Below are 24,901 nucleotides of genomic sequence, written 5' to 3' on the forward strand. Positions count from 1 at the left end.
TGCTAGCCTGGGCCCCATGACTGTTAAATTTCGGCTCTCGATCTTCGCTCTCGTCACCCTCGCCCCGCTCGGGTGCACCGACGACGCCACGTCCGACACCTCCACCACGACCACCACCTCCGCCACCTCCACTGCCACCACCGACGGCACTGAGACCGCGGAAGCGAGCGGCTCGGACAGCGAGACCGACACCGACACCGACACCGGCACAGACACCGACGATGACGTCTGCTACGACCACAGCTCTCCGCCCGAGGGTTTGATCAACGCGCCCAACTGCGGCTTCCCCTCGTGCGCCAGTGACGTCGTGTACGTCGGCAACCCCGACGAGTGCGAGGTTCAGGCAGATTACGATCCCGAGGTCGGCAACTGCCTGCTGCAGGCGCTCGCGAATGGCCAGGATACGGCGGCTTCGCTGGGCATCCGCGATTGTCCCGGCGGGCAATTTTCGTGGACGTTAAAATTGCAACTGTTCGGCGACGGCACGGTGCTGTGGCACGAGGCGACGTTCGCGGATCTAGCCAGCGACGAGCGGGCGACCTGGAGGATGCTGCCGGACGCGGCGTATCTCGACGCTTGTTCGGCTGACACGATCGAGCAGCTGCTCGACTGCTTGAGCGGGATCCTCGAGCAAGAGTGCCAACTCGGCGAGCCGACCTGCCCTTGAAAGACGCGATCCGTGCTCACGACGACTGCGCTGCTTCGTCGCCCAGTCCTCCTCACGCTAGCAGCCACCGAGACACCGTCTAGTTCGCGCTGGGCGGCGGGTAGTCAGGGCGCCTGCATGATCCTGCCGTAGAACTGGATCATCCCCGCGTACTGGTCGAGCGCCAGGCGCTCGTCGATCCCGTGGTAGCGGGGCACATCCTGCTTGGTGATGAAGAACGCCGACAGCCGATAGACCTGCTCGGCGACCCCCACATAGTGCCGAGCATCGGCCGCGGCCACGAACAGGCCAGGCGCGACGAGCACCTCGGGGTTCACCTCCCGCAGCGCCCGGGCGATCGTCGTGAACGCGGGCGCCTCGGCGTCGGAGATCCGCGGGACGTCATTGCCGACCACCAGCGTGACCTGAACCCGCGGATCGTCGACGGCGTCGCGCACGTGGGCCACCACGCCCTCGACCGTGTCGCCCGCGTTGATCCGGTGGTTGACCAGCGCGCGGGCCCGGGTCGGCAGCACGTTGGCCTTGACGCCGCCCTCGATGACCGTGACCGCGGTGGTCGTGCGCACGGAAGACGCGGTGGTTGGCGCGGCCAGCAGCGCCCGCGTCATGATCGGCGCGAACAGCCACAGGTTGGTCGCAACGAGCTTCAGCGGCCCGTGCATCTCGGGCCCGATCGTGGCCAGGGTCTGGCGAAACGGACCGTCGAGCGAGCCCGGCAGCTGCTCGGCCTCGACCCGCGCGACCGCAGCCGCGAGGATCCCGACCGCCGTCTGGTCCGGCGGCGCGGACGAGTGGCCGCCCTCGAGCTCGACGACCAGCTCGATCGTCGCCGAGCCCTTCTCACTCAGGCCGATCACCGCGACCGGCTGATCGACCGCCGGAAACAGGCCGACCGTGATGCCCGTGCCCTCGTCGAGCACAAACTCGGCCTCGACCCCGCGCGCGTGCAGCAGCTTGGCCATCTCGACCGCGCCGGTCCCCGTGCCCTGCAGCTCTTCGTCGTGGCCAAAGCACAGGTACACGGTCCGCGGCGGCGTGATCCCGGCGGCGAGCATCGCCTCGGCGGCCTCGAGGATCGCCATCAACGCGCCCTTGTCGTCCATCGTGCCGCGACCCCACAAGAAGCCCTCGGCCTGCTCGGCCGCGAACGGCGGGTGCGACCACACGGCGGGATCGCTGACCGGGACCACGTCCATGTGGGCGGTCAAGATGATCGGCGCGGCGTTGGGGTCGGCGCCCTGCCACCGGTACATCAGGCTGTAGTCGCTCACGACCTCGCGCTCGAGCTGCGCGTGGACCAGCGGGAACGAGCGCTCGAGCAGGGCGTGAAAGCTGATGAACGGCGCCGGGTCGAAGTCGGCCGGGTCTTCGGGCGAGATCGTCGGGATCCGGATCGCCTCGCTGAGCCGCCCGATCGCCTCCGCGTCGTCGACCGGGAGGGGCTCGAACGCTTCGACCTCGATCTGCTGCGAGCGGGTGGTCAGGGTGTTGACCACGGCGATCCCGATCAGCACCCCCAACAGGGCGAGCACGCCGAGCGAGCCACGCAGCAGGCGACGTCGCCACGGACGGGGAGTTGTGGCGCTCGACATTCGGAGCCGCAGCGTACCAGCGCGCGATGGTCTGAACGCCCGGATCGCGCGATCCCCGGCAAACTCGATTGTTCTTGGCGTGTGTCTTGGCCTCTCGCTTAGCTCACGCGCTGACCACCCTGTCGCGTGAATGACGCGAACCGAAGCCTGAGCTCCCACGCATTCGACTCTGCGGCGGTTCGATCACCGACCGGAGCGAACCGCGCGTTCCTCACGATAGTCAGTGCGCCCGATCACAGGGTAGTCTCCGCAATTCATGAGCGTCTTTCTCAAGCGGGTACTCGAGCCGCCGGCCTACGGCTGGTCTCGAGATGGCAAATTTTACCGGCCCACCCACCGGGAGATCATGTCGCACTGGTTCTCGCGCATGAACATCTTCGCGTCGCGCAAGAACTGGCTGCCATTCACCGACTGGGTGTGGACGCTCGCGCTCGTGCCGTTCACGGTGTTGTTCTTCACCAAGTACTTCAGCTGGCCGCTGCTGCTGGTCGGGTTCTTGTACGCGATGCTGTTCCTGGGCACCACGAACATCGTGTGGCTGCACCGCTATTGCACGCACCGCGCGTTCACGTTCACTCACCCGATCTATCGGTTCGTGATCCGCAATCTCCCGCTGCGGCTGGTGCCCGAAGAGACCTACGTGCTCTCGCACCACGTGCACCACGCCTACACCGAGCAGGCCGGCGATCCCTACAATGCCCACGGCGGCCGGCTCTACTGCTTCTTGGCCGGAGAGTTGCACCAGCCGATCGCGCGGGACCTCTCGCGCAAGGACTACAAGCGGGCGGTGGCGATGCTCAACCACACGGGCGTCAACGCCAACACCTACGCGCAATATCAAAAGTGGGGCTCGATCTGCCACCCCGCTTACCTGTACCTGCACTTCTCGCTCAATTGGCTGTTTTGGTACGGCGCGTTCTACCTGATCGGCGGCCACGCGCTGGCCTGCGCGATCTTTGGCATGTCGGCGCTGTGGGCGATCGGGATCCGCGACTTCAACTATGACGCACACGGCTGCGGCAAGGACAAGCGCGATTGGGCCGACTTCAACCGTGAGGATCTGTCGATCAATCAATTGTTCGCGGGCACCGTCTCGGGCGAGTGGCACAACAACCATCACATGTTTCCCAACGGGGCCCGCTCGGGCTTCTTGTGGTGGCAGCTCGACACGGCGTGGTGGTTGATTCGTCTGACCAAGCTGCTGGGCGGGATTGCCTCGTATCGGGACTACAAGGCCCGGTTCTTGGCCGAGACCTACGAGCCCTACCTGCGCGCCAAGGCCGAGGCCGCGGGCAAGGACAAGGCCGTGTCTGCGCGTGGCGGCTGAGCACGGCATCGCCGAGGGCGCCTGGGTCCTCGCGCTCGAGACACCGACGCTGCCGCCCGCGACGGCGACCAACACCCTGGTCGTCGGCGGCGATCGCCTGCTGATCGTCGAGCCAGCCACCCCGCACCCGCGCGAGCGGGCCCGGCTCGACGCGCTGATCGCCTCGCTGCTGGCCGAGGGCCGCGCGCTCGCGGGGATCGTCGTCACCCACCACCACGTGGATCACATCGGCTACGCGCCCGGGCTTCGGGACGCGCACGAGATCCCGATCTTCGCCCACCCGCAGACGGCGAGCCGGCTCGAGTTCGCGGTCGACACCCACATCGACGAGGGCTGGACGATCGATCTTGGCGGCGGGCACGTCGTCGAGGCGCTGTTCACCCCGGGCCACGCCCCCGGTCACCTGGTGATCTGGGATCGCAAGACCGACGTCGCCCACGCGGGCGACCTGGTCGCGGGCGAAGGCACGATCCTGGTCGACGTCAGCGACGGCGGCGACATGGGCGTCTACCTGGACTCGCTGCGGCGCATGGCCGGGCACGTGCGGCGGCTCCAGGCCGAGGGTCGCTCGCCCGCGTTCGTGCCCGCGCATGGACCGGTGCTGCCCGACCCCGTCGCCGTGCTCGACCACTACGTCAGCCATCGACTCGCGCGCGAGGACAAGATCCGGCGCGCGGTGATCGAGGGCAAGAGCCGGGCGTTCCTCGGGATCCTGGCGGCCGCGTACGACGACGTGCCCAAGCACCTGTGGCCGATCGCCGCGATGTCCGTCGAGGCGCACCTGCGCAAGCTGGTCGCGGATGGTGAGCTCGTGCGCGCGGGCAAGGGCGCCCGTCCGGCGCGTGGGTAGAGCACGCTCAGAACGCGTCGCAGGTGCAGAGCATGGTTGGGGTCGCAGCTTGCGACAAGCTGGTGCACGCGCTCCCGCCCAGCACCACGCGATCGGGCGCGGCGACGCTCCAGCCGTCGGGGTCGTTCAAGCCAAGCGGCATCCCGTCGAGCTCGAGCGTGCACTCGAGCTCCCCGCCGGGCGCCAGGGCCTGATCGAGGGTCAGCTCGCAGTCGACGATCCCAGCGAGCAAGGCGTCGAGCGCCTGCGTGAGCGCGTCGGCGTTGCCGGGCTCCGAGTACGGCGCGTCGACCTGGCCCTGCGGATCCAGCCCGACGCCCGCGTTGGCGAGCGACTGCGCGTAGCTGGCGTTGATCTGTCCGACCTCGACCACGTGGGTCCAGACCCCAGCCGCGAACGCATCTTGGGCGGCGAGCACCGCCGCCGCCGCGCTCTGCTGCGGGTTTTGAGTGGTGCAGGTGTCGGGGTTGCGGCCGGTGAGCAACAATAGGTGGCCGGGCTCGCCAGCGAACAGCGGCACGCTGGCCGTGATCGCGTCGGCCACGGGGTTGTCGTCGGCGGGGTTTTGCCCGGCGAACGCGAGGTCCATCGCAGCGCCATTGCCGAGCAGTGGCGCGACAGTTGCGAGGATCGGGCACATCCCGCCCTGGTTGCCGTTGAAGCTGGTGAAGCTGACCAGGCCGAGCTCGCGCTGATCTTCCCAGGACCACACCACCCCTTGCTGAATGCTGAACAGCGCCTCGCCGATCGCCTCCCAGCGGGTCATGCCAGCGTAGTCGAGGCTCATGTGCGCGCCTTGATCGAGCAGGAACACGACGGTCGCGGGGCTGGGGCTGAGCGCGACCGGGACGTCCTCGCAGCCGGTGGTGGTGTCGGTCTCGGTCTCGGTGGTGTCGGTCTCGCCCGTGTCCGTGGTCGTCGTGGGACCGGTGTCCGGGTCGGTGTCGCTCGGGTCCGTGTCGCTGGTGTCCCACGCGGTGTCGGTGGACGTGTCGGACTCGGCGTCGTCGTCCCCGTCCCCGTCCCCGTCGCCGTCCCCGATCGCCTCGTCGGTCCCCGTGTCGCTCGCGTAGAGATCAGCCCACCACTGCGCGTCGGTGCGGCCGCACGCGAGCGCGCCGAAGCACACCAGCACGACGGCGGGGCCCCACAGCTGCGATTTGGGCTGGCGATTCAAACAGCGCATCGCAGCTGCACTGTATCGACTTGGGGCGCCGATGTCTGCCGAATCTGTGCCCGCCGCTGCACGAGCGCCCGGCCCGGAGTATGGTGCGGCGTGCTGGCGACAGCGGCCCTCGCGATCTCGCTGCTGAGCTGGAGCCCGGCCACTGACGCTGGTGAGCTCGAGATCGAGTGGAAGGCTGCGGCCGCTTGCGACGACTCGGCCGCGCTGCGACGCGAGCTCGGCCGCTATCCACTCGACACTGGCGAGGGTGTCCGGGTCAGCGTGGAGCTGCGGCAGCTCGACGACGACGAGTGGTCGGTCGCGCTGCGGCTTGGCTTGGCGGATCGGGTGGTCGAGCAGACCTTCGCGGCGCCGTCTTGCGAGCGGGCGATCGCTGCGACGGCGCTCGCGATCGCGACGGCGATCGATCCCGTTGGTGCCCTCGCCCGTACCTCGCCCGTACCCGAGCCAAAGCTCGAAACCGAGCCACAGCCCGAGACCGAGACCGAATCCGAGCCTGAGCCTGAGCCTGAAACCGAGCCCGAGCCGCAGCCCGAAACCGGGTCCAAGCCCAAGCCAAAGCCCAAGCCAAAGCCCGCCCCACAGCCCCCTCGCCGCGACCTCGGCCTGATCACCCAGCTCGCCGGTCAGGCCGCCCTGGGCCCGCTCCCGGGCTTCGGACCCGGCATGTTCGGGACGCTCGGCCTGCGCATCGGGGCGACGCGGGTCGAGCTGGTGAGCAACGTCGGCTTTCCCCGCGTGGTCACCCTGCCCCAGCGCCCCGACGCGGGCGCGCGCATGCACGTGTGGACGCTGGGCTTGCGCGGCTGCGGCGAGCCCTCGCTGCGCCACGCGTCCGTCGCGTTCCCGATCTGCATCGGCGTCGAGGCGGGCCCGCTCGCTGCCCGCGGATTTGGCCTGGACGACAACAGCCGAGTCCGCGCGGCCTGGGTCGCGGCAGCGGGCAGCGCAGGCGTGAGCTGGGCGCCCACCCGCGTGTTCGGAGTGTTCGCCGCGGTCGAGGGCTGGGTCGGAGCGACGCGACCCGTGACCCGGATCGAGGACGCGAGCGTGCTGCATCAGCCAGGGTCTGCGGGGCTGCGCGTGCGAGCGGGCGTCGAGTTTCGCTGGCCGAACAACCTGTGGCGACGGGGCCACCCACAGGGGTCATGACGAGACGAGCTCGCGGACCGCTCGCGCGACCCGCTCGAGGTCTGCGCGGCCGTAGCGGGCGTCGCAGTGGAGGGCCAGCAGCCGATCCGCGAGGGCGCAGCTGGCTGCAAACCGAGCGCGATGACCGACGAAGGGATCGAGATCCCACAGCAGGGCCGGATAGATGTTGCGGGCGATCAGCCCCGCCCGCAGCGCGTCGCGCCGGGCCCGGGTGTCGAGGCGCAGGACGCAGGCGAACGGCGCGAGGCCTCCCCGACTTCGTGGGTCTGGCTCGAGCACCTCGACCGCGCCGTCGAGCGTGCGAATGAAGTGGACAAAATTATTCCGCCGATCCTCCCGCAGCCGCTTCACCTCCAGGGCGCCGAGCAGCGCCCGACTCGTCGGGCTGATCCCGACGCCGCCCAGCGCCCCGAGGGTCCGCTCTCCGGCGAGCGCGAGCTCGCGAAACGTCGCCTTGTCGACGGCATGCCCGTCGAGATAGAGCCGCTTGAGCAGCATCGCCGACAGCTTGGCGGCGGCCGGCTCACACGGCGCAGGGGCGGCGGGCAGCGGCGCGCCCACCGGTGACCACAGCAGCGCCCCGTCAGGCAGCGGCAGGCTCTTGCGCAGCGACGCGAACGCATAGTCGGCGTCGCACGCCACGGCCCACGGCCCGCAGGGATCATGGGTGTGATCATCGATGACGACCAGCCCCGCCGCGCGCAGGTCCACCGCCGGGCTTGGCCCACGCAGGCCGAAGTAGTTGATCCGCACGACCGCGTCGCCCGGCTTCGCCAGCTCGAGCAGCTTCGCAGGATCGAACGGCTGACCCGGGTGATCCGGATGATCCGGATAGCTGCGCAGCGACGCGCCCGCGGCCGCAGTCAGCTCCTCACACACGTAGCTGGGCAGCCACACCCGGGCAAACCCGCGCTGCTCGACCAGCGCCGCGAGGGCCCCGCGACCGCTCGCGTACGCGCAGCCGGCCCGGTCGAGCAGCCACGCTCGCTCGGGGTCGTCGGCAACCACGGCGCCAGGCTGCCAGTGAAACTCAGACCCAAATTCCCAGCGCGCGTCGATCATCTTGGCCTCCCAGGTTGGCCGCCAACCCCTACTGCTTGGCCGCGTCGATGTCGGCCAGACACGCGGCGTCGAACTTGACCGGAGGCATGCCACTCACCAGTCGATCGAGGATCGAGTCGAGCGCGTCGGTGCTCGCGTACGCCCAGTACATGACGCAGTCGGAGCTCGCGTCGTGATCGCCGTGATCTGGGTCGGGGTCGCGGTGATCCTCGACCATGGGCAGGCCATTGTCGACCAGCCCGATCACGTGGCCGAGCTCGTGAACCCAGATCAAATACTCGGCCTCCCGACACAGCTGGTCTTGCAGCGGCCCCAAGATCGCGCTCATGCAGTTGGTCTGGATCGTGTCCTTGAACATCATGATCGTCGAGCCCCACGCGTAGCCCAGGATCGCGCCGGACATCTCATCGTCCTCCGACGCGTGGCCGTCGACGAACATCACGTGGATCTTGACGGCGTCATCGGAGATCTCGAGGTTGCGATACTCGGCCGCAGCCTGGGCGCGAGCGCTGGGCGTCCACGCGCCATCGCCCTTGGGCGGCGTGATCTCCTCGTCCCAGACGACCTCGATCCCCGCGGGCTTGTCGAGGATCCCCGAGAACAGCGTCACGATGTCGTCGGCGACCTCGGGCCGGGGTTCGAAGCCCGGGGTCGAGTCGAGCTCGATCACCAGCCGCGGGTACGGGTCGCTGCGAATCAGCTGGGCCCACTGCGGGAGCGGCTCGGCCGTGTCGCCCGTGTCGCCGTCACCGGTGTCTGCGTCCGCGGACTCGCCCTCGGACCCATCGTCCCCGGTCTCGCCTCCGCTCGTGGTGCCGCCCGTGTCCATCTCGGCACCCGAGGCATCGGCGCCGCCCGTGGCCTCGAGCCCGACCCCGTCATCGGCACAGGCGAACAAGCTGAGCGAGACCAAGGCCAGCGAAGACATGCGAGGCATCTCGATAAGCTACCGACCCTGTGCCAGGGCGCAAGCTGGATGGCCGAGCACCGCTCCTCGCGGACCGTGGCTTCGCTGCTCGCAGTGGCTCTGGGGGCGCTGAGCCACCGACGGGCAGACCCGAACCTGGTTTGCGCTGGTGATGGTGAGCACTGGTTGCCACGCGGTGCGTCGCGGTCGGATTCGCTCAACCCCCTGCGCCGGGTGCGTGCGGTGGTCGCTATGGCTCGACTTCGAGCGCGCCGAGGCTGGGCGGATCCGCGAAGCAGCGGTTCTCGAGGTCACCGCCGAGCTCGGCGAGCGAGCTCCCGGCGGCGATCGCTGGGCTGCCTGGCTCGAGGTGAAGATTCGCGCTGGGATCGACGAACAGCGGATCTTGGCCGATGATCCCGCCCTGCTCCGCGACCGGCAGGCCGCCCGGCGGGTTGGACTGGGCCGGATCATCGTAGCGGTACCACAGGTTGGTCGCGATCGAGAATGAGCCCGGATCCGTGTTGCCGCCGACGTTGACCGCCACGCCGACCTGCCCGTCAAAGTACACGATGTTGTTGATGAACCGCCCATTGCTGGCCGGCAAGAACTCATACTCTTGGGTCGACGTCGTCTCTTGCAGGATCCGAAACACCCAATTCGTCGGACTATGAATCACGTTGTTGGCCACCAAACAATCAACACAGCCAACAAACGCAACTGGCGCGATGCCGCCGCGGAACACATTGGCGATCACGCGAATATCACGGGCTTCGACGTTGGGCTGATCCATCGACAGCGGCGGGCGGAAGAACTCGAAGCCGGTCGAGCCGCCCATGTTGATCGCCCGCTGGCCGGCATCGTCGAACAGGTTCGCGCGGATCTCGATGTCCGCGGCGCCACCCTTGCTCTGCACGGCGCCGCCCCCCGCGCTGAGATCCGAGAAGTTGTTGGCGTAGATCAACCCGCGGTGACAGCCAACATGATCGATCGCGCTGCCCGAGCCACCGCCGCCGCAGCGGGAGAATTCACTGTTGAGCACCCAGTAGTCGTCGAGCCCGGACAGCTTCAAGCAGTCTTGATTGCCGCCCGCGCCGATGTCGTGAATCCATAGATCTCGAAACACGATGAAGCGCGCGGCGTCGGGATCATCGAGGTTCCCCCCGTCGTCGGCGTTGATGCCGTTTTGGGTGGCGTTGGTCACCTCGAGATCGTGAATGACCACGTAGCGGGCTGAGCTGAGCTGAAAGGCTTGACCGCCGCCGTCGATCACCGGGCGGGCTTCACCCTCGGCGCCGCCGATCCAGATCGGCGCAGCCTCCGTGCCCGCGAGGTTGGCCATGTAGCCGCCACCCGGGTAGGTGCCCGCGTGAACGACGACAGCCGCCCCCGGGCTCGCGAGCCCCGCCGCGAACTCGATCGTCGCGCAGGGCATGTCGGCGGCGCCACAGGCTTGGGCGTTGGCACCGTTGGTCGCCACGTGGATCTGCACGCTGGGTCGCTTGCCGTCCTCGAAGGTCGTGGGCGCGCCGCAGCCTGGATCCCCGTCTCCGTCTCCGTCTCCGTCTCCGTCTCCGTCGCCGTCTCCCGGATCTCCATCGCCATCGCCCGGGTCCCCGTCGCCATCGCCATCGCCCGGGTCCCCGTCGCCATCGCCTGGATCTCCGTCGCCCGGATCTCCGTCACCGTCGCCCGGGTTGGTCTCGCTGGCGTCCCCGCCCCCGACCTCCGTGGCCCCGCTGTCGCCGCAGCCGAAGGTCAGCGCGGTCGACACGATCAGCAAGGTTCGAGCGTGGTGAAGCATGCCAGAGCGTCCCATATCTGCGCGCGAGTGAGCGTCGCCCAGCGCGCGGTGATTTCTGAGGATCCTCTCAGCCTGCTCTCAGACATGCGCTGCCCGCCTGTGCCATGAGACGGCGGTGCACGCCTCGACGCTGGTGCTTGCCTTGCTCCTCACCCCACCCGCCCCGGCGCCCACGGCCGACGAGCACCACCACGGCGTCGTCGAGCTCACGGGGCCTGCGTTGACCTTCGACGAGAGCCTGGGCGCGACGGCCAGCACCGCGTGGGTGCGTGGGCTCGAGGAGTCGGCGCAGCGAAAGCGTGAGCTCGATCAGTCGATCCCTCGGGTCACGAGCGGTCCACAGGTCCAGGTCATGCCTGGTGCGCGGGTGTATCCGAGCGAGGTCACCGGGTTCGAGATCCAGGTGACGGCGACCCAGGCGTGGAGCCTGGATGGATACGGTCGCAAGCGGATCGCGGCGGCCAAGAGCGAGACCGAGGTCATCGAGGTCGAGGCCCGGGCCCAGGCGCTCGAGCAGCAGCTCGCGGCCGCGCACGCGTGGATCCGACTGCACGCGGTCGAGCTCGAGCTCGAGCTCGCCAAGTCCGAGCTCGCGTCGATGCAAGAGCTGGTCGCAACCATGATCCGCGCGCAAGAGGCCGGGGTGGTCACGCGCGCGGACGTGGCCCAGAGCCGGGTCCTGCACGCGCAGGCCGAGGCCCACGTCAATGATCTACAGGGCGCCGTCCATGATCTGGGCCTGGTGTTGGCCCGCGAGACCGGCAGCGACGCGAGCAAGCCGCTGGTGACGCGCGGCGACTTTCCGAACATCACGCTGCCGAGCGAGGACGAGCTGCGGCGGCGCTTCGCCGAGCTCGACTCGCTGCCGGCCGTGGCCAAGCAGCGGCTCCTCGCTCGCAGTGAGCGGGCCCGGGCCGCCGAGGCCAAGGCCGCGAGCGCGACCAGCCTGAACGCGGGGTTCTCAGTTCAGCGCGAGGCCGGGTCCGACGTGGTGGTGTTCGGCGTGCTGGGGGCCAACGTCAGCGTCGGCGCGGGGGCTCGAACGCAGGGCCAGGCGACCGCGGCAGCGCGGCGCGCCGAGGCTGAGGCCGAGGCGACCGCGCTCGCGCTGCAGGCCACGCTGACCACGGCGATGCACGAGCTTCACCACACCCAGGGCCAGCTCGAGATCCTCGGCGAACACTCGCTGCCCGCCCACGCGGCGCTGGTCGCCAGCCGCGAGCAGGCGCTCGCCATGGGCGAGGGCACCCAGGCCGAGCTGCTCCGCGCCCGCGCCGAGCACAGCGCGATCAACCGCGACTATTTGGAGGCCCAAGCGGAGTGGGTGTGGGCGCGCGTGGAGGTCTGGCTGTACTACGAGGCGTTCGTCGCCGAGCAGCGCGACGGCGAGGGGTCGCGATGACGCGCAGGGCTCGAGCCGCGACGCTGCTGCTCGCGTGGGCCGGGTTGGCAGGCTGCGCGCCACCGGGCGAGCCGGATGACGAGCATGACGAGCATGCCGAGCATGCCGAGCATGCCGAGCATGCCGAGCATGCCGAGCACGCGCAGTCGACCACCTGGGTCCGCGTCGCCCAGGCCACCGACGCCAGCTTGCTCGAGCTCCCTGCACGGATCGTCGCCTCGCCCGACAGCCACGCCCACCTCGACGCGCCGCTGCAGGGAACGGTGGTCTCCGCGTCGGTCCGGACCGGCGATCGAGTCGAGATCGGCGACCCGATCGTCGAGCTGCGGATCCCCGCGGTGCTCGAGGCCGCGGCCGTGCTGGCGGGCACCAGCAAGCAGATCGGCTCGCACAAGGCCCGCCGCGAGCGACTCGAAGAGCTGCGCGCGGCCGGGCTCGTCGGCGCCACCGAGGTGTTCGACGTCGACACTGGCCTGGGACGGCTCTCGGCCGAGCGCCGGCTCGCGCTGGCGACGCTGGCCGCGGTCGGCGTCGACGCCAGCGAGCGCGGCGAGGTGCTGGTGCGCGGCACGGTGGTACTCACGGCTCCGGTCGCGGGCGTGGTCGCGCAGCTCGACGCGATCCCCGGCGAGGTGGTCGAGCCCGGCGAGAAGCTGGCGCGGATCTTGGGCCAGGGCCCCGCGCGGATCGAGGTCGCGTTCGGCACCGGGCACCCCGAGCGCAGCCCACAGTTCGCAGGCGCGACGCTCGAGTTCGAGGGCCTCGACGGCAGCCGCGTCACGCTCGCGGCGACGCCCGTCGCGACCGCCGTCGAGCCCGGGCTTGGCCGGGTCCTGGCCTGGTACGAGACAGCGGAGGCGATCGAGCTCCCCGACGGCGTGCGCGGTCGCGTGCAGGTCCGCAGCGGCGACGCGTCACTGCTCGAGGTCCCCCGCGCGGCCCTGCGCCTGCTCGAGGGCCGCGCGTGGGTCGGACGGCGTCCGCAGGGCGACGGCCCGCCCGAGATGATCGAGGTCCAGGTCCTGCGCAGCGTCGGCAGCTCGGCGCTGATCCACAGCGAGGCGCTCGCGGTCGACGATGAGATCGCCGCCGACGCGAGCACGGTCTTGATGATCGGTCGGGATCCCGAGTCGCTCGGCGGAGGGCACTCGCATTGAGCGGAGATCCGCAACAGGCCGAGCGCGGCGTGCTCGCGGCGATCGTGGCCTGGTCGGTCCGCCATCGCGCGCTCGTGCTCGCGACCGTGTTCGCGTTCGCGGTGGTCGGGCTGATCGCGGCCCGCGAGCTCGAGCTCGACGCGCTCCCGGACGTGACCGGCAACCAGGTCGTGATCCTGACCAACGCCCCGGGCCTGACCCCCAGCGAGATCGAGCGCACGGTCACCCGCCCGGTCGAGGTCGCGGTCGGCGGGCTCCCGGGCCTGATCGAGCAGCGCTCGCTGTCTCGCTATGGCATCTCGTCGGTCACCGCCGTGTTCGCCGACGACGTCGACCCGTGGTTGGCCCGCCAGCAGGTGGCCGAGCGGATCGCCGCCGTCGAAGATCTGCCGATCGGCGTCGCCCAGCCCGAGCTGGGGCCCCACTCGGGCGGCCTCGGCGAGGTCGTGCAGCTGTCGATCCACTCGACCGAGCGCTCGCCTACCGAGCTCTACGAGCTGATCGTCTTGCAGCTCGCCCCCCCGCTGCGCGCGACCCCGGGCGTGGTCGAGGTCAACATCTGGGGCGGCGCGCGCCGGACCCTGGATGTGATCGCCGATCCCGTCGCGCTGGCCCAGGCTGGCGTGAGCCTCGACGAGCTCGCGGCCACGCTGCGCGACAGCACCGGCGCCGCGGCCGGCTCGACGCTCCCGGCCGGACCCGGTCAGGCGCTGCTGCGCGGGGTGTTCTGGCCGACGCGGGCGTCCGAGCTGGGCGCTGTTGCGATCGAGTCGCAGCGCCACGGCGAGCTCGAGCCTGGTGAGCGCGAGCCCGGCGACGATCACGGACAGACCCTGCGCGTCGCGGAGCTGGCCAAGGTCGTCGAGGGCGCGCGACCGCGGATCGGGGCGGCGACCGCCAACGGCCGCGGCGAGACGGTCTACGTGATGATCCAGATGCAGCGCGACGCCAACGCCCTGCAGCTGACCGATCGCATTCACGAGCTGATGCCCTCGCTGAAGGCCGCGCTGCCCGAGGACGTGACGATCGACGTCGTCTACGACCGCAGCGTGCTGGTCGAGGCCACGCTCGAGACCGTGGCGTTCAACCTGCTCGAGGGCGCGGCCTTGGTGGTCATCGTGCTGCTCTTGATGCTCGGCAGCGTGCGCGCGGGGCTGCTGGTCGCGGCCGTGATCCCGCTGTCGATGCTCGGCGCGGTCGTGGGCATGGTCTCGTTCGACGTGCCCGGCAACCTGATGAGCCTGGGCGCGATCGACTTTGGCCTGCTGGTCGACGGCGCGGTGGTCATGGTCGAGCGGGTGTTTCACGAGCGACGCGCGGCCGCGAGCGGCGAGGCCGATACCGAGACCGGGCCCGATCGCAGCGCGCAGGTGGTCGCGTCCATGCAGGCGATCGCCCGCCCGATGACGCTCTCGGTCCTGATCATCGTGCTGGTCTACGTGCCGATCCTGACCCTGCAGGGGGTCGACGGGGCGATGTTCCGACCGATGGCGATGACCGTCGTGTTCGCGCTGCTGACCTCGCTGGTCCTGGCGCTGACCTTCACGCCAGCGGCCGCGAGCTTCCTCGGGCCTTCCAGCCTCCCCAAGCGAGATCCCGCCCTGGTCCGGCTGGCGACGCGGATCTACCGGCCGCTGCTCGACGCTGCGATCGCCCGGCCCGTGATCATCGCGGCGCTCAGCGTCGCCCTGCTCGCGTCCGGCACGCTCGCGTTCATGCGCAGCGGGACCGCCTTCATCCCGCAGCTCGACGAGGGCGATCTGGTCATCCAGACCACCCGACCGCCCGACATCTCGCTCGAGACCGCGGTCGCCGAGGCCGGTCGGCTCGAGGCCGCCGCGCTCACGATCCCCGAGGTCGTGGCCGTGGCCAGCCGGATCGGCAGCCCCGAGGTTGCGACCGACATCATGGGCCTCGAGCAGGCCGACGTGTTCGTCGACCTGCTCCCGCGCGAGCAGTGGCGCGCAGGCCTGACCCGCGAGCAGCTGATCGCCGAGATCGACGACGCGATCAGCCGCGAGGCACCAGGCGCCAACCCAGGCTACACGCAGCCGATCCAGATGCGCTTCAACGAGCTGCTCGGCGGCTCGGTGACCGACGTCGCGCTCAGCATCTACGGCGAGGATCAGGCGCTGCTGCGGGCCACGGCCGAGCGGGTCGAGTCGCTGCTGGTCACGATCCCCGGCGCCGAGGACGTCAAGATCTTGGCCCCGCCGGCCGTGTCGCTGATCGAGGTGCGCCCACGTCTGCTCGAGACCTCGCGGCTCGACATGCGCCCGGCCGAGGTGCTCGACATCGTCGCGGCGCTGCGCATGGGCATCGAGGTTGGCGAGACCTGGGACGGGCCCGTGCGCGTGCCGATCCGGCTGCGCCTCGATCACCAGGGCGACGCGTTCAGCCTCGGCGACATCGCTATCGCGACCCCATCCGGCGAGGTCGTGCCGCTGTCGCGCGTGGCCGAGATCCACCACCTCGAGACCCCTGCGCTGGTCAACCGCCAGGCCGGCCAGCGGCGGATCATCGTCGGCTTCAACGTGCGCGGGGCCGAGCTCGGCGACGTCGTTCAGGCCGCGCAGGCCAAGATCGACGTCGAGCTGGGCCGCGCCGAGGGCATGCGCCTGGTCTGGGGCGGCCAGTACGAGCAGCTCGAGCAGGCCCGGGCGCGGCTGCTGGTGGTCGTGCCGATCGTGCTCGGCCTGATGTTCGCCCTGCTGATCATCGTGTTTCGGCGGCTGGGGCCGGCCGCGATCATCTTCCTGAACGTGCCGTTCGCGGGCGTGGGTGGAGCGCTGGCGCTGTGGGCCCGAGCCATGCCGATCTCGATCTCGGCGGCGATCGGCTTCATCGCGCTGTCGGGCATCGCGGTGCTCAACGGCGTGGTCTTGATGTCGAGCGTGGTCGCGCGCGAGGCCGCTGGCGACAGTCCCCGCGAGGCCGCCCGCGAGGCCGCCCGCGAGCGCATGCGACCGGTGTTGATGACCGCTCTGGTCGCCGCGCTCGGGTTCGTGCCGATGGCGCTGGCGACCGGCGTCGGCGCCGAGGTCCAGCGCCCGCTCGCCACCGTCGTCGTCGGCGGGCTGGCGACCTCGACCTTCCTGACGCTGGTGCTGCTGCCCGCGCTCTACCCATGGCTCGCGCGGCGCCGCGACACGCGAGACACTCCAGGCTGATGCAGCTGCTGCTCGTCGAAGACGAAGATCGCCTGGCCAAGGTCTTGACCCAGGGTCTGCGCGAAGAGGGCCACCAGGTCGACCTGTGCACGGCTGGCGAGCAGGCGTTCACGCAGGCCCGGGACATCGACTACGACGCGATCATCCTCGACTGGATGCTCCCGGATCTCGACGGCGTCAGCGTGCTCCGGCGCTGGCGTGACGCCGGACTGCGCACGCCCGTGCTGATGCTGACCGCGCGCGGCAGCGTCGGCGAGCGGGTCACCGGGCTCAAGGCCGGGGCCGACGACTATCTGGTCAAGCCGTTCGCGTTCGCAGAATTGCTGGCCCGGCTCGAGGCCCTGCACCGCCGCGGCTCCGGCCAGCTCGAGCTGTTCCGCGCCGGCTCGGCCAGCGTCGATGGCCGGCGGCGCGTGGTGGTTGGACCCGAGGGCGAGCTCGGCCTGACCCCGCGCGAGTACGCCCTGGCCTGCGAGCTGTTCAGTCACGTCGGCGAGGTGCTCGCCCGCCGCCACTTGCTCAGCGCCGTGTGGGGCTCGAGCTTCGACGGCGATCCCAACGTGCTCGACGTCTACATCGGATATCTACGCGGCAAGCTCGACCGCGTCGCCGGTGACGCGGTCAAGATCAAGGCCGTGCGCGGCGTCGGCTTCCGCCTGCTGCCCAAGCCCGACCAACCGACCGGCGACCGCCCAACATAGACAACGCCGATGCAGCTTCGATCTCGCCTGCTGTTGTTTGGCGCCGTGGTCCCGCTGGCGCTGCTGGCCGCGGCGATCGTGATCTCCGGGGTCGTCTTCAATCGCGTGCTGCTCGACGAGCACGATCGGGCCTTGCTCGCCCAGGCCGGGATCGAGTCGTTGAGCCTGTTCGACCACGCCGCCGCGCCGCACCTGCACATCAGCGAGTCTCCGCTCGACAATCAGATCCGCGAGTTTGCCTCGCGCGGGGCGCTGTACGGACCTGACGGGGCCGCGATCGCCAGCTACCCCGCCGACGCCCCGGTCCCCCCACGGACCCAGCCCGCCGCGCTCAGCACGACCCCCACGCTCGAGACCGTGGTCGGTGTCGCCGGGCACGAGCGACAATTGTGGGTCCGCGTCGACGCCCCCGATGGCCAGCCGCACGCGCTGTGGCTGGCGGCCTCGCTCGAGCGCCACGATCGCGAGATGGACCAGTACTGGCGGATCGCGGCGCTGGTGTTCGTGCTGGTCAGCGTGGTCTTGCTGACGATTCAGGTGATCCACGCCAAGCGCCTGAGCGAGCGGGTCGGCAACCTGACGGGTCACATGCGGCGGCTGCGGGCCGGCAGCCTCGACGCCGCGCCGCCGCCCGATCCGGGCGCCGACGAGATCGCCGAGCTGCGCCGAGCGATCGCCGAGACCACCGAGCGGCTCGCGGCCGCGCGCTCGAGCCAGGACCGACTGATCGCCGACGCCGCTCACGAGCTGCGCACGCCACTCGCGGCCATGCGGGCGGGCATCGAGATCGCGCTGCGACGCGAGCGGCCGGCGACCCACCTGCGCGAGACCCTCGAGCACACCCTGGTCGAGGTCGCCCGGCTGACCCAGCTGTCGAGCAGCCTGTTGGATCTGGCCGCGCTGCGCTCGAGCCCGGTCGAGCGCAGTCGCGGGGATCTGGTCCCGGTGCTGGTCGAGGCTGTCGACGCCGCGCGGGCGCTGGCCGAGGAGCGCGGCTGCATCGTGCGGGTCCAGCATCCCCCCGAGGCGCCCGCGGAATTCTCGGCTTCGGCCGTGCGCCAGGCCCTGGACAACCTGCTGCACAACGCGATCAAGTTCTCGCCGTCGGCGTCGGAGATCGTCGTGGACTTGCGGGGCGCGGGCCCGCGCTGGGAGTTCGCCGTCGTCGATGCCGGCCCCGGGGTCCCCGAGGACGCGCGCGAGGCCGTGTTCGAGCCGTTTCACCGACTCGGCCGGGCTGGCCCCGGAGGCGGGCTGGGGCTGGCGATCGTGCGAGACGTCGCGGCCCGCCACCACGGTCGCGCGTGGGTCGAGGACGCCGGAGAGGCCGGGGGCGCTCGGTTCGTGCTGGCGCTGCCGCGTGACGATCACACATAGTTGCGATCGATTCACTGGGCCTGCGGCACTATTGGACATGGCTTCCATGGCTTCCATGGCTTCGTTTCTGCTGAACCCGCGCCGCCGTCCGTGGTCTCCCAGCCAGTGGAACATCGTGCGCGCCAGCGCCCTGGTCGGAGCCACCCTCGCGCTCGGGGCCTGTGCGGACGACACGGTCAGCGGCGACGACGGCGTCCCCGAGACCGGCGACGACGCGACCGCCGACAGCGTGGACTGGAGCGACGAGCAGACCGGCTACAGCGACGACTCCTGGGACGACTACGGCGACGACTACCACGACGACGACTCCTGGGACGACGACTACGGCGACGACCACGACGGCCACGATCACGACGACGGCTGGGACTACGGCGACGATGATTACTGGACCCCCGAGTGCTACAACGACGAGGACTGCGGACCGGGGGCGGCGTGCGTGGAGAACTACTGCCAGCAGCTGTCCGAATGCCAGTACTCGGTCGACTGCGAGTTCGACGAATTTTGCAGCGACGGGGGCCTGTGCGTGGGCGTGGACTTGCCCGCGCAGTGCCAGGCGCCAGCGTTTCAAGCGATCCCACTTCCGGCCGAGACGGCCGGCGCGACCGTGGCATTGAGCTTCGTCGACCTCGACGGTGACGAGGCCGAGGAGCTCGTGTTGGTGCGCAGCGACGCGATCGTCGTCGTGCAGGCCGACGCGGGTCAGGCCTCGACGATCGCCCACGCCGGGCTCGCCCTCGACGGGATCGCCGCGGCCGACGTCGACGAGGACGGCCTGCTCGACCTGATCGCAACCTCGAGCACCAAGCAAAACGCCCGCGTGTTCGTTGCCGACGGGCTCGGGGGCTTCGCCGAGAGCATCCCCGGCCCGCTGTTGCGGCTCGACCACGCCCACGGCATCGACTGGCCGGTCGGCAGCGCCCACGAGCTGCTCGCGCGCAACCAGGCCCACGAGGCTGTCGTCCTGTCCAACCTCACGCAGCTGATGCCGCAGATCGAAGCGCTCGAGCTCGGCGTGGTCGAGGCCCTCGGCACCGCCGACTTCGACGATGACGGCCTACCCGACATCATCGCCCTGCAAGCCTGCTCGCCGCTGATTAGCTACCAGGCGGGCGACCTGGCCGCGCTCGAGGCCAAGGGACCGCCGGGGCCCTGCAGTCTGGGTATCGGCGACGTCGACGGCGACCCGCTCCCGGACTTCGTGGTCAGCCGAACCGACATGCAGATCTCGGTCGTCACCATGTACGCGACGTCGCTCGGCGAGCCGCTGGAGGTTGGGCTGTATGGTGGGTACAGCGCCGTGCTACCGACGAACTACGGCAACCGAGCGTTCGCGGTGTTGGCCCAGACCGGGGCCGAGCTCGACTACGCCTGGGCCGGCGAGGACCACACGTGGTGCCGAAGCACCCTGCCAGCGCCGCCGATCCTGCGCTTCGCGGCCGGCGACAGCGATGGCGACGGCGATGACGAGATCGCAACCGTGGATCAAGCCGGCGCCGTGCAGCTGTGGAGCTACAACTGAGCGAGCGGCCGATAGCGTAGCTGCACCAGACCGTCCTCGAGCACCGCGCTGGACTCGAGCGTGAGCGGCTGGCGTCGCTCGACCCCCGCGAACAACGGGGCCCCCGCGCCGAGGATCACCGGGACCACCGAGACGATCAGCTCGTCGACGAGGCCCGCGTCGAGGGCCTGGCGGATCAAGTTGCCGCCATCGAGGTACACGTCGGCCTCGCCCGCGGTTGCGCGAGCTTGCTCGATCAGCGGCCCGATCGCGCCGCTGACCGCACGCACGCTCGGGTGCACGGGCGTCAGCGGACGACCGGTCGCCACCAGCATCGGCAGCTCGCCATACAGCCACGGCCCCGAGAAACCGGCCACGACATCGTAGGTGTTGCGGCCCATGAGCAGCGCGCCGACCTCGGCGATGAACGCCTTGTAGCCGTAGTCTGGAGGTGGATCGCCGGTCGGCTGGGGCAGCCACGACAGATCGTCGTTGGGCCCGGCGATGAAGCCGTCGAGCGAAGTCGCGATGAACACCCTGACGCGGCCGGCCACGCCAGGATGTTACGCTGGAAATTCGGGATGACTAGATCCGGATCTAGAGCGAGTTGATCTGCAAGAAGTAGATGCCGCCGGTCTCGTAGCCGTCGACGAAGATCGTGACTTCTTCCCCGGCGCTGAGGCTGACCTCGACGTACCCGTAGTCACAGGCGAGATCCGACCCCGAGCAGGCGGCGTCTTGCACGTAGACCACGGTCTCGAAGGTCGAGCCCTCGGTCGAGATGCTGTACACGCCGCTGGCGGGCGCGACGAACGACAGCTTGGCCTCCGGGGCGCCCGGGCTGCCGCTCACGCAGCTGCCCTCGAACTCGTCGACGCCGGAGCTGGTGTCGCCGCCGTACGAGACGGGGAGGCTGTTGGGGAGCGCCTCGGTCGCGCAGGTCGCCCCGCCAGTGTCGCCGTCGCCGTCGCCCGTGGTCGGGTCGCCGTCCCCGTCGCCCGTGGTCGGGTCGCCGTCGCCGTCGCCGTCGCCCGGATTGACCGGGGCGCCGAGCAGCGAGCAGGCGAGCGCCGGGCGAGCCAGGCAGACGTTGTCATTGCCGCAGTAGGCGTCGGCGTTGCACTGGCCCTCGACGCACAGCTGACCGACCCCAGGCAGCGCGGCGCAGGTGTTGGCCGAGGCCACACACACCGAGTTCCTGGGATCGCACACCCCATCCGCGCAGGCCTGACCGGGACCCGGCAGCGGCACCGCGGCGACGCAGGTCATGGTCTCGTCGCACATTGCCCCGGCCGCGCACGCGAGATCGGGACACGGCTGGCCGATGCCCGGCAGCGGTCCGGCCGACTGACATGGGTTCATGCACACGCTGTTGCTGCAGACCAGGCCCTGCGCACAGTTGGAGAACGCGAGGCCCAGCTCGGCCGAGGACGCAGCGATCTCACACGGGAACCCAGCCGTCAGGTTGCCATGCCACGGAAAGCAAGGAGCGACGCAGACCCCAGCGGGCAGCGCCGGCTGCGAGGCGCGACAGGCCAGCGAGTCGATCCCGTCGAGCTCCGCCGCGGGGCACGTGCCGTCGTAGCGCAGGCCTGCGAGGTACGCCTCGTCGTTGACCTCGTCGTAGGCCGTGATCAGATCGACGAAGCACTCGTTCGCGTTGGCGTAGGGATAGCTCGGGCACTGGCAGCCAAACACTGCGTTGCAGTAGCCCGCCGCCATCCGCTGCGGGTATTCGTTGGCCGGGACCTCGGCGGTCTCTTGCTTGCACCCGGTCGAGCCAGCCAGAGCGAAGGTCGAGGCGAGCACGGCCGTACGAGGGAAACGTGACAGGCGAAACACGGCGGCGAGAGTAACCACCTCATCGGGTGCTTGCCATGACCGCGGTGGCTCGCGGACGCGAGTCGGCGCACAGCCTCAGCGCACACACGCCCACAAAATGGGTCACCCTCCAAGAGCAAACCCCGTCGGGCGCGAGGTCGCTCAGGGCAGCTTGCCCCACTCGGGTAGCTCGGCCTCGAAGTGCAGCGCCACACCGGTGGTCGGGTGCTCGAAATCGAGGCGCCGGGCATGGAGACATAGGCGATCGAGCCGACCTGGGGCAACGCCCGGATCAACGCCCGGATCAACGCCCGGATTAGCCGCGCCCTCGCCCCCGTAGCGATGGTCTCCCACGATCGGGAAGCCCAGGTGCGCCGCATGGGCGCGGATCTGGTGGGTGCGACCGGTCTCGAGCTCCGCGTCGAGGAGCAGATCCATCTCGCCCTCGCCCCCGCTGATGACCGAGGAGTCCATGGAGTCAATGCGCGGGACCTCGGCGACCCGGCGAAAGTGAGTGCGGGCTGGCTTGGCTCGCCCATCTCCAGGCTTGCCGATCTCCACGCCACCCTCGCTCAGCTTGATCAGCGGCGCGTCGCAGCTCAGCTCCGCCGGCACGACGCACCCAGGCTGCGGCCGCACCCGCAGCCGGTAGCCGCGACGCATCCGGTGATCCCGGAACTGCTTGTGCAGCGACTTGTTGGCGACGCTGCGGATCGTGAACACGACCAGCCCCGACGCCCCACGGTCGAGCCGATGGACCACGCCCACGTACGGGCGCGAGATCCCCTCGGCCTCGAGCTGGTGGATCAACGCCTCGCTCAGGCACCCGATCGCCGTCTCGCGGACCGGTGAGACCGGGACCCCCGCGGGCTTGTCGAGCACCACGAAGTCGGGCTCGCGGTGCACGAACACCAGGCGCTCGGGCGCGAGCGGCTCGGTGTCGAGGGCCTCGGTGTACAGGGTGACGCGCTCGCCCGCCGCGACCAACACCTGCGGCAGTCGAACCCGCAGTCGGTTCACGTACACACCCCCAGCGCGGATCAGCTCGGCGGCGCGATCACGGTGGAGCCCTCGCACGCGTCGGGCCAACATGTTGCGCAGGCTCATGCCCTGCTCGATCGGGACGACTCGGAACCGCTTGGGGCTGCTCATGACTGCACGCTGCGCAGCTGCTCGGCGAGCTCGCGCACCTCGGTGGCCGCGACCAACGTCGTCTGTCCACAAAAATTACAGCGGACCTCGGTGTGCGGCTGCTCGTCGGCGAGCGCGTCGAGATCGGCCGGGCCGAGGGTCGACAGCACCTCGAGCGCGCGCTCGGGCCCGCATGGGCAGTGAAACTCGATCGGGTGCTCGAGCATCCGGCGAAACTCGTTCCCGCCCAGCGCCAACCCGACCAGCTCGTCGAGCTCGCGCGCGTGGGCCAGCACCAAGTCACGCAGCCCCCGAAGCCGCTCGCCGACCTGCGCAATGGTTGCGGGGTCGCAGCCTGGGAATCCCTGGGCGAGCACACCCGCGGCGCGGAGCACCTGGCCGTCCTGATCCAGGATCACCGCCGCGCGCAGGGCCGAGGGCAGCTGCTCGCTGTGCGCGAGGTAGTGCTCGAGGTCTTCGTCGATCTCGCCCGTGCGGAGCGCGACGCTGCCCTGGTACGGCTGCGAGAGCCCGAGGTCGCGCGTCACCGTCACGTGGCCACGGGTGCCGACCGCCCCCATCGTGCTCGGGCGTGGCTCGGCGTCGAGCAGCTGGTTGGCCAGGTGCGAGAGGGGCAGCGGTTGGGCAAGGCACGCGCGCACCCGGCCGTCGCCGTGCGCGTCGACGACCACCTGGCCGACCGGGCCGCCGCCTTGCAGCTGGATCCGCACCCGCTCGCGCTCGCCCTTGCCCAGGGTCGCCAGCAACGCGCCGATTGTGAGCGCGCGGCCCAGCACCACCGCTGCGATGCCGCGGGCCTGTTGGCGATCGCAGGCCTCGCGCACGGCGTCGGTGGTGATCGCCGCGACCACCCGGATCGTCTCGGGCTCGTTGATCGCCCGCAGCAGCGCGTCTGTGGCCGGCATGGCGGGGAAGCTACTCCAACTCGGCGGCCGCGAACACCTGCCCACGCGCGCGAGCGGCCCCGAGTTCGAGGGTTTGACGCGAGGTGGCCGCAGACTACCCGGGCGGGCCCGAGGTGCTGTCGAATCCGAGCGTGACCCGCAGGCGATCCATCTGCCCGACCGTGTTGCCCATGGTCGTGTGGGTCTGGAGGTCGCCATCGATCGCGCGCTCGACGTTCTCCGGGACGGCGTTGTCGCCGAGCGCGGCGAAGCTGGCGACGTAGTTGCCGTACTCCACGGTCTGGTCCGAGAAGTCGAGGCTGATCTCGGCGAGGTTGAGCCCGCCGCCGGCCGGGAGCGTCTGCGTGAAGGTGCCCGAGATCGTCAGGTAGCTGCCGTCGAGCTGGTAGCCGCCGTCTTCGTCGGAGTAGTAGACGTCGTAGAACTCGCCGGTGGCGCCTGGGATGTCGTGGTTGTTGTCGAGTAGGGGGTCGTCGAGTCGGACGGTCAGCTCTGGGCCGTTGACGGTGAAGGTGAACGGGTCCGGGGCTGCGCCGCCTGTGCGCTCGTAGAAGGTGATCGACTCGAGGTTGGGGAGGTCTTTGACTGGGACGAGCTCGACGGGGGGGAGGTCGTCGGGGGTGCCGAGATCGAACTTGGGGCCGTCGTCGCCGTCGCCGTCGCCGTCGCCGTCGCCGTCGGGGTCGCCGTCTCCGTCGCCGTCGTCCGGGGGGTTGCCGTCGCTGTCTCCGGCTTCGGCTTCGCTGGAGTCGGAGTCGGTCTCGGTTGTGACGCCGCCGGTTGGGTCTCGGCCGTCGTCGGCGCTGGGTTTGGCGCAGGCGAGGGTCAGCAAGACACCGCACAGGGTCGGGAGAGATCGCTGCATGCCTCAGGCTAGGCGATCTTTGGGGGCGGCGGGTCCGATTTGCGCGGTGCTTGCTGGGGGTGCGCGGTGTTTGTTGGATTTGCGCTGCTCAGGGGCAGCAGACTTCGCCCTCGGTCGCGATTGGCTCGCCCTCGGCTGGTTGGATGGTCCCGATTGGGGGGTGGCCGCTTTCGCATAGGTAGTCGGGGCGGTGGATCGCGCCGTCGCCGATGTCTCCTACTACTTTGCCGCCTTTGGCTTCGCAGTTGGTTCGCGTGAGGGGTGGGGGGTCGTTGGTTGGGGGGGTCTTTGCGTTGGTGTCGCTGG

Annotated in this window: 20 protein-coding genes; 10 read left to right on the top strand and 10 right to left on the bottom strand. The window is 70.1% G+C overall.

Annotation, left to right across the window (positions count from 1 at the left end; all coding sequences use genetic code 11):
* Positions 1-16 precede the first annotated feature (16 nt).
* A complete protein-coding gene (locus tag ENSA7_RS26615) occupies positions 17-667 on the top strand; it encodes a hypothetical protein (protein ID WP_106092162.1) in 651 nt (216 codons plus the stop codon).
* Between the two features lie 104 nt (positions 668-771).
* Here the strand turns inward: ENSA7_RS26615 and ENSA7_RS26620 are convergent, their stop codons facing one another.
* Positions 772-2,259: a M20/M25/M40 family metallo-hydrolase gene (locus ENSA7_RS26620; protein WP_106092163.1), complete on the bottom strand. Its 1,488-nt coding sequence runs from the start codon at positions 2,257-2,259 to the stop codon at positions 772-774.
* A 256-nt stretch (positions 2,260-2,515) separates the two neighbouring features.
* On the opposite strand from ENSA7_RS26620, the gene ENSA7_RS26625 reads away from it, so the two are divergent.
* On the top strand, positions 2,516-3,586 hold the full coding sequence (locus ENSA7_RS26625) for a fatty acid desaturase (RefSeq protein ID WP_106092164.1): 1,071 nt from the start codon (positions 2,516-2,518) through the stop codon (positions 3,584-3,586).
* Positions 3,576-4,436, top strand: coding sequence for an MBL fold metallo-hydrolase (locus ENSA7_RS26630; protein ID WP_181234139.1), 861 nt, complete (start codon positions 3,576-3,578; stop codon positions 4,434-4,436). The genes ENSA7_RS26625 and ENSA7_RS26630 overlap by 11 nt, the downstream gene beginning before the upstream one ends.
* 7 nt (positions 4,437-4,443) lie before the next feature.
* On the opposite strand, the gene ENSA7_RS44205 is transcribed toward ENSA7_RS26630, so the two are convergent.
* On the bottom strand, positions 4,444-5,622 hold the full coding sequence (locus ENSA7_RS44205) for a hypothetical protein (RefSeq protein ID WP_181234140.1): 1,179 nt from the start codon (positions 5,620-5,622) through the stop codon (positions 4,444-4,446).
* Positions 5,623-5,712: 90 nt separating this feature from the next.
* Here ENSA7_RS44205 and ENSA7_RS44210 point away from each other — a divergent pair, with 90 nt between their 5' ends.
* On the top strand, positions 5,713-6,774 hold the full coding sequence (locus tag ENSA7_RS44210; RefSeq protein WP_181234141.1) for a hypothetical protein: 1,062 nt from the start codon (positions 5,713-5,715) through the stop codon (positions 6,772-6,774).
* Here ENSA7_RS44210 and ENSA7_RS26645 read toward each other — a convergent pair.
* The 3 genes from ENSA7_RS26645 to ENSA7_RS26655 all read right to left on the bottom strand — a co-directional run bounded on the left by ENSA7_RS26645 (position 6,769) and on the right by ENSA7_RS26655 (position 10,547).
* Positions 6,769-7,836: a hypothetical protein gene (locus tag ENSA7_RS26645; protein ID WP_106092167.1), complete on the bottom strand. Its 1,068-nt coding sequence runs from the start codon at positions 7,834-7,836 to the stop codon at positions 6,769-6,771. The two genes, ENSA7_RS44210 and ENSA7_RS26645, sit on opposite strands and share 6 nt — an antisense overlap.
* Before the next feature lie 28 nt (positions 7,837-7,864).
* Positions 7,865-8,764, bottom strand: coding sequence for a hypothetical protein (locus ENSA7_RS26650; protein WP_106092168.1), 900 nt, complete (start codon positions 8,762-8,764; stop codon positions 7,865-7,867).
* Positions 8,765-8,993: 229 nt separating this feature from the next.
* Complete coding sequence (locus tag ENSA7_RS26655; protein ID WP_181234142.1) at positions 8,994-10,547, bottom strand: right-handed parallel beta-helix repeat-containing protein; 1,554 nt, start codon at positions 10,545-10,547, stop codon at positions 8,994-8,996.
* Between the two features lie 115 nt (positions 10,548-10,662).
* Here ENSA7_RS26655 and ENSA7_RS26665 point away from each other — a divergent pair, with 115 nt between their 5' ends.
* From ENSA7_RS26665 to ENSA7_RS44215, 6 genes are read left to right on the top strand one after another with little or no spacing between them, the layout of a single operon-like run.
* The gene (locus tag ENSA7_RS26665; protein WP_106092170.1) at positions 10,663-11,949 is read left to right on the top strand and encodes a TolC family protein; all 1,287 of its coding nucleotides are present in this window, start codon (positions 10,663-10,665) and stop codon (positions 11,947-11,949) included.
* Positions 11,946-13,106, top strand: coding sequence for an efflux RND transporter periplasmic adaptor subunit (locus tag ENSA7_RS26670; protein ID WP_106092171.1), 1,161 nt, complete (start codon positions 11,946-11,948; stop codon positions 13,104-13,106). The genes ENSA7_RS26665 and ENSA7_RS26670 overlap by 4 nt, the downstream gene beginning before the upstream one ends.
* Positions 13,103-16,276, top strand: coding sequence for an efflux RND transporter permease subunit (locus tag ENSA7_RS26675; RefSeq protein ID WP_244923918.1), 3,174 nt, complete (start codon positions 13,103-13,105; stop codon positions 16,274-16,276). Before ENSA7_RS26670 ends, ENSA7_RS26675 begins: the two co-directional genes overlap by 4 nt.
* Complete coding sequence (locus tag ENSA7_RS26680) at positions 16,276-16,977, top strand: response regulator transcription factor (RefSeq protein WP_106092172.1); 702 nt, start codon at positions 16,276-16,278, stop codon at positions 16,975-16,977. Before ENSA7_RS26675 ends, ENSA7_RS26680 begins: the two co-directional genes overlap by 1 nt.
* Before the next feature lie 9 nt (positions 16,978-16,986).
* Positions 16,987-18,354 (top strand): HAMP domain-containing sensor histidine kinase, encoded by a 1,368-nt coding sequence (locus ENSA7_RS26685; RefSeq protein WP_106092173.1) that lies wholly within the window; start codon positions 16,987-16,989, stop codon positions 18,352-18,354.
* 55 nt (positions 18,355-18,409) lie between these two features.
* Positions 18,410-19,873: a VCBS repeat-containing protein gene (locus tag ENSA7_RS44215; protein ID WP_181234143.1), complete on the top strand. Its 1,464-nt coding sequence runs from the start codon at positions 18,410-18,412 to the stop codon at positions 19,871-19,873.
* Here the strand turns inward: ENSA7_RS44215 and ENSA7_RS26700 are convergent.
* From ENSA7_RS26700 to ENSA7_RS42505, 5 genes are all read right to left on the bottom strand, one after another.
* A complete protein-coding gene (locus ENSA7_RS26700; protein ID WP_106092175.1) occupies positions 19,864-20,406 on the bottom strand; it encodes a dihydrofolate reductase family protein in 543 nt (180 codons plus the stop codon). The two genes, ENSA7_RS44215 and ENSA7_RS26700, sit on opposite strands and share 10 nt — an antisense overlap.
* Positions 20,407-20,449: 43 nt before the next feature.
* Positions 20,450-21,661, bottom strand: a complete 1,212-nt coding sequence (locus tag ENSA7_RS44220; protein ID WP_181234144.1) for a hypothetical protein — start codon at positions 21,659-21,661, stop codon at positions 20,450-20,452.
* A 174-nt stretch (positions 21,662-21,835) separates the two neighbouring features.
* Positions 21,836-22,825: a pseudouridine synthase gene (locus ENSA7_RS26710; protein WP_106092176.1), complete on the bottom strand. Its 990-nt coding sequence runs from the start codon at positions 22,823-22,825 to the stop codon at positions 21,836-21,838.
* The gene (locus ENSA7_RS26715; protein ID WP_181234145.1) at positions 22,822-23,730 is read right to left on the bottom strand and encodes an Hsp33 family molecular chaperone HslO; all 909 of its coding nucleotides are present in this window, start codon (positions 23,728-23,730) and stop codon (positions 22,822-22,824) included. The genes ENSA7_RS26710 and ENSA7_RS26715 overlap by 4 nt, the downstream gene beginning before the upstream one ends.
* Positions 23,731-23,824: 94 nt before the next feature.
* Positions 23,825-24,595, bottom strand: coding sequence for a hypothetical protein (locus ENSA7_RS42505; protein WP_146158162.1), 771 nt, complete (start codon positions 24,593-24,595; stop codon positions 23,825-23,827).
* Between the last annotated feature and the right edge of the window lie 306 nt (positions 24,596-24,901).

Source organism: Enhygromyxa salina (genome assembly GCF_002994635.1).
Classification (GTDB): domain Bacteria; phylum Myxococcota_A; class Polyangia; order Nannocystales; family Nannocystaceae; genus Plesiocystis; species Plesiocystis salina_B.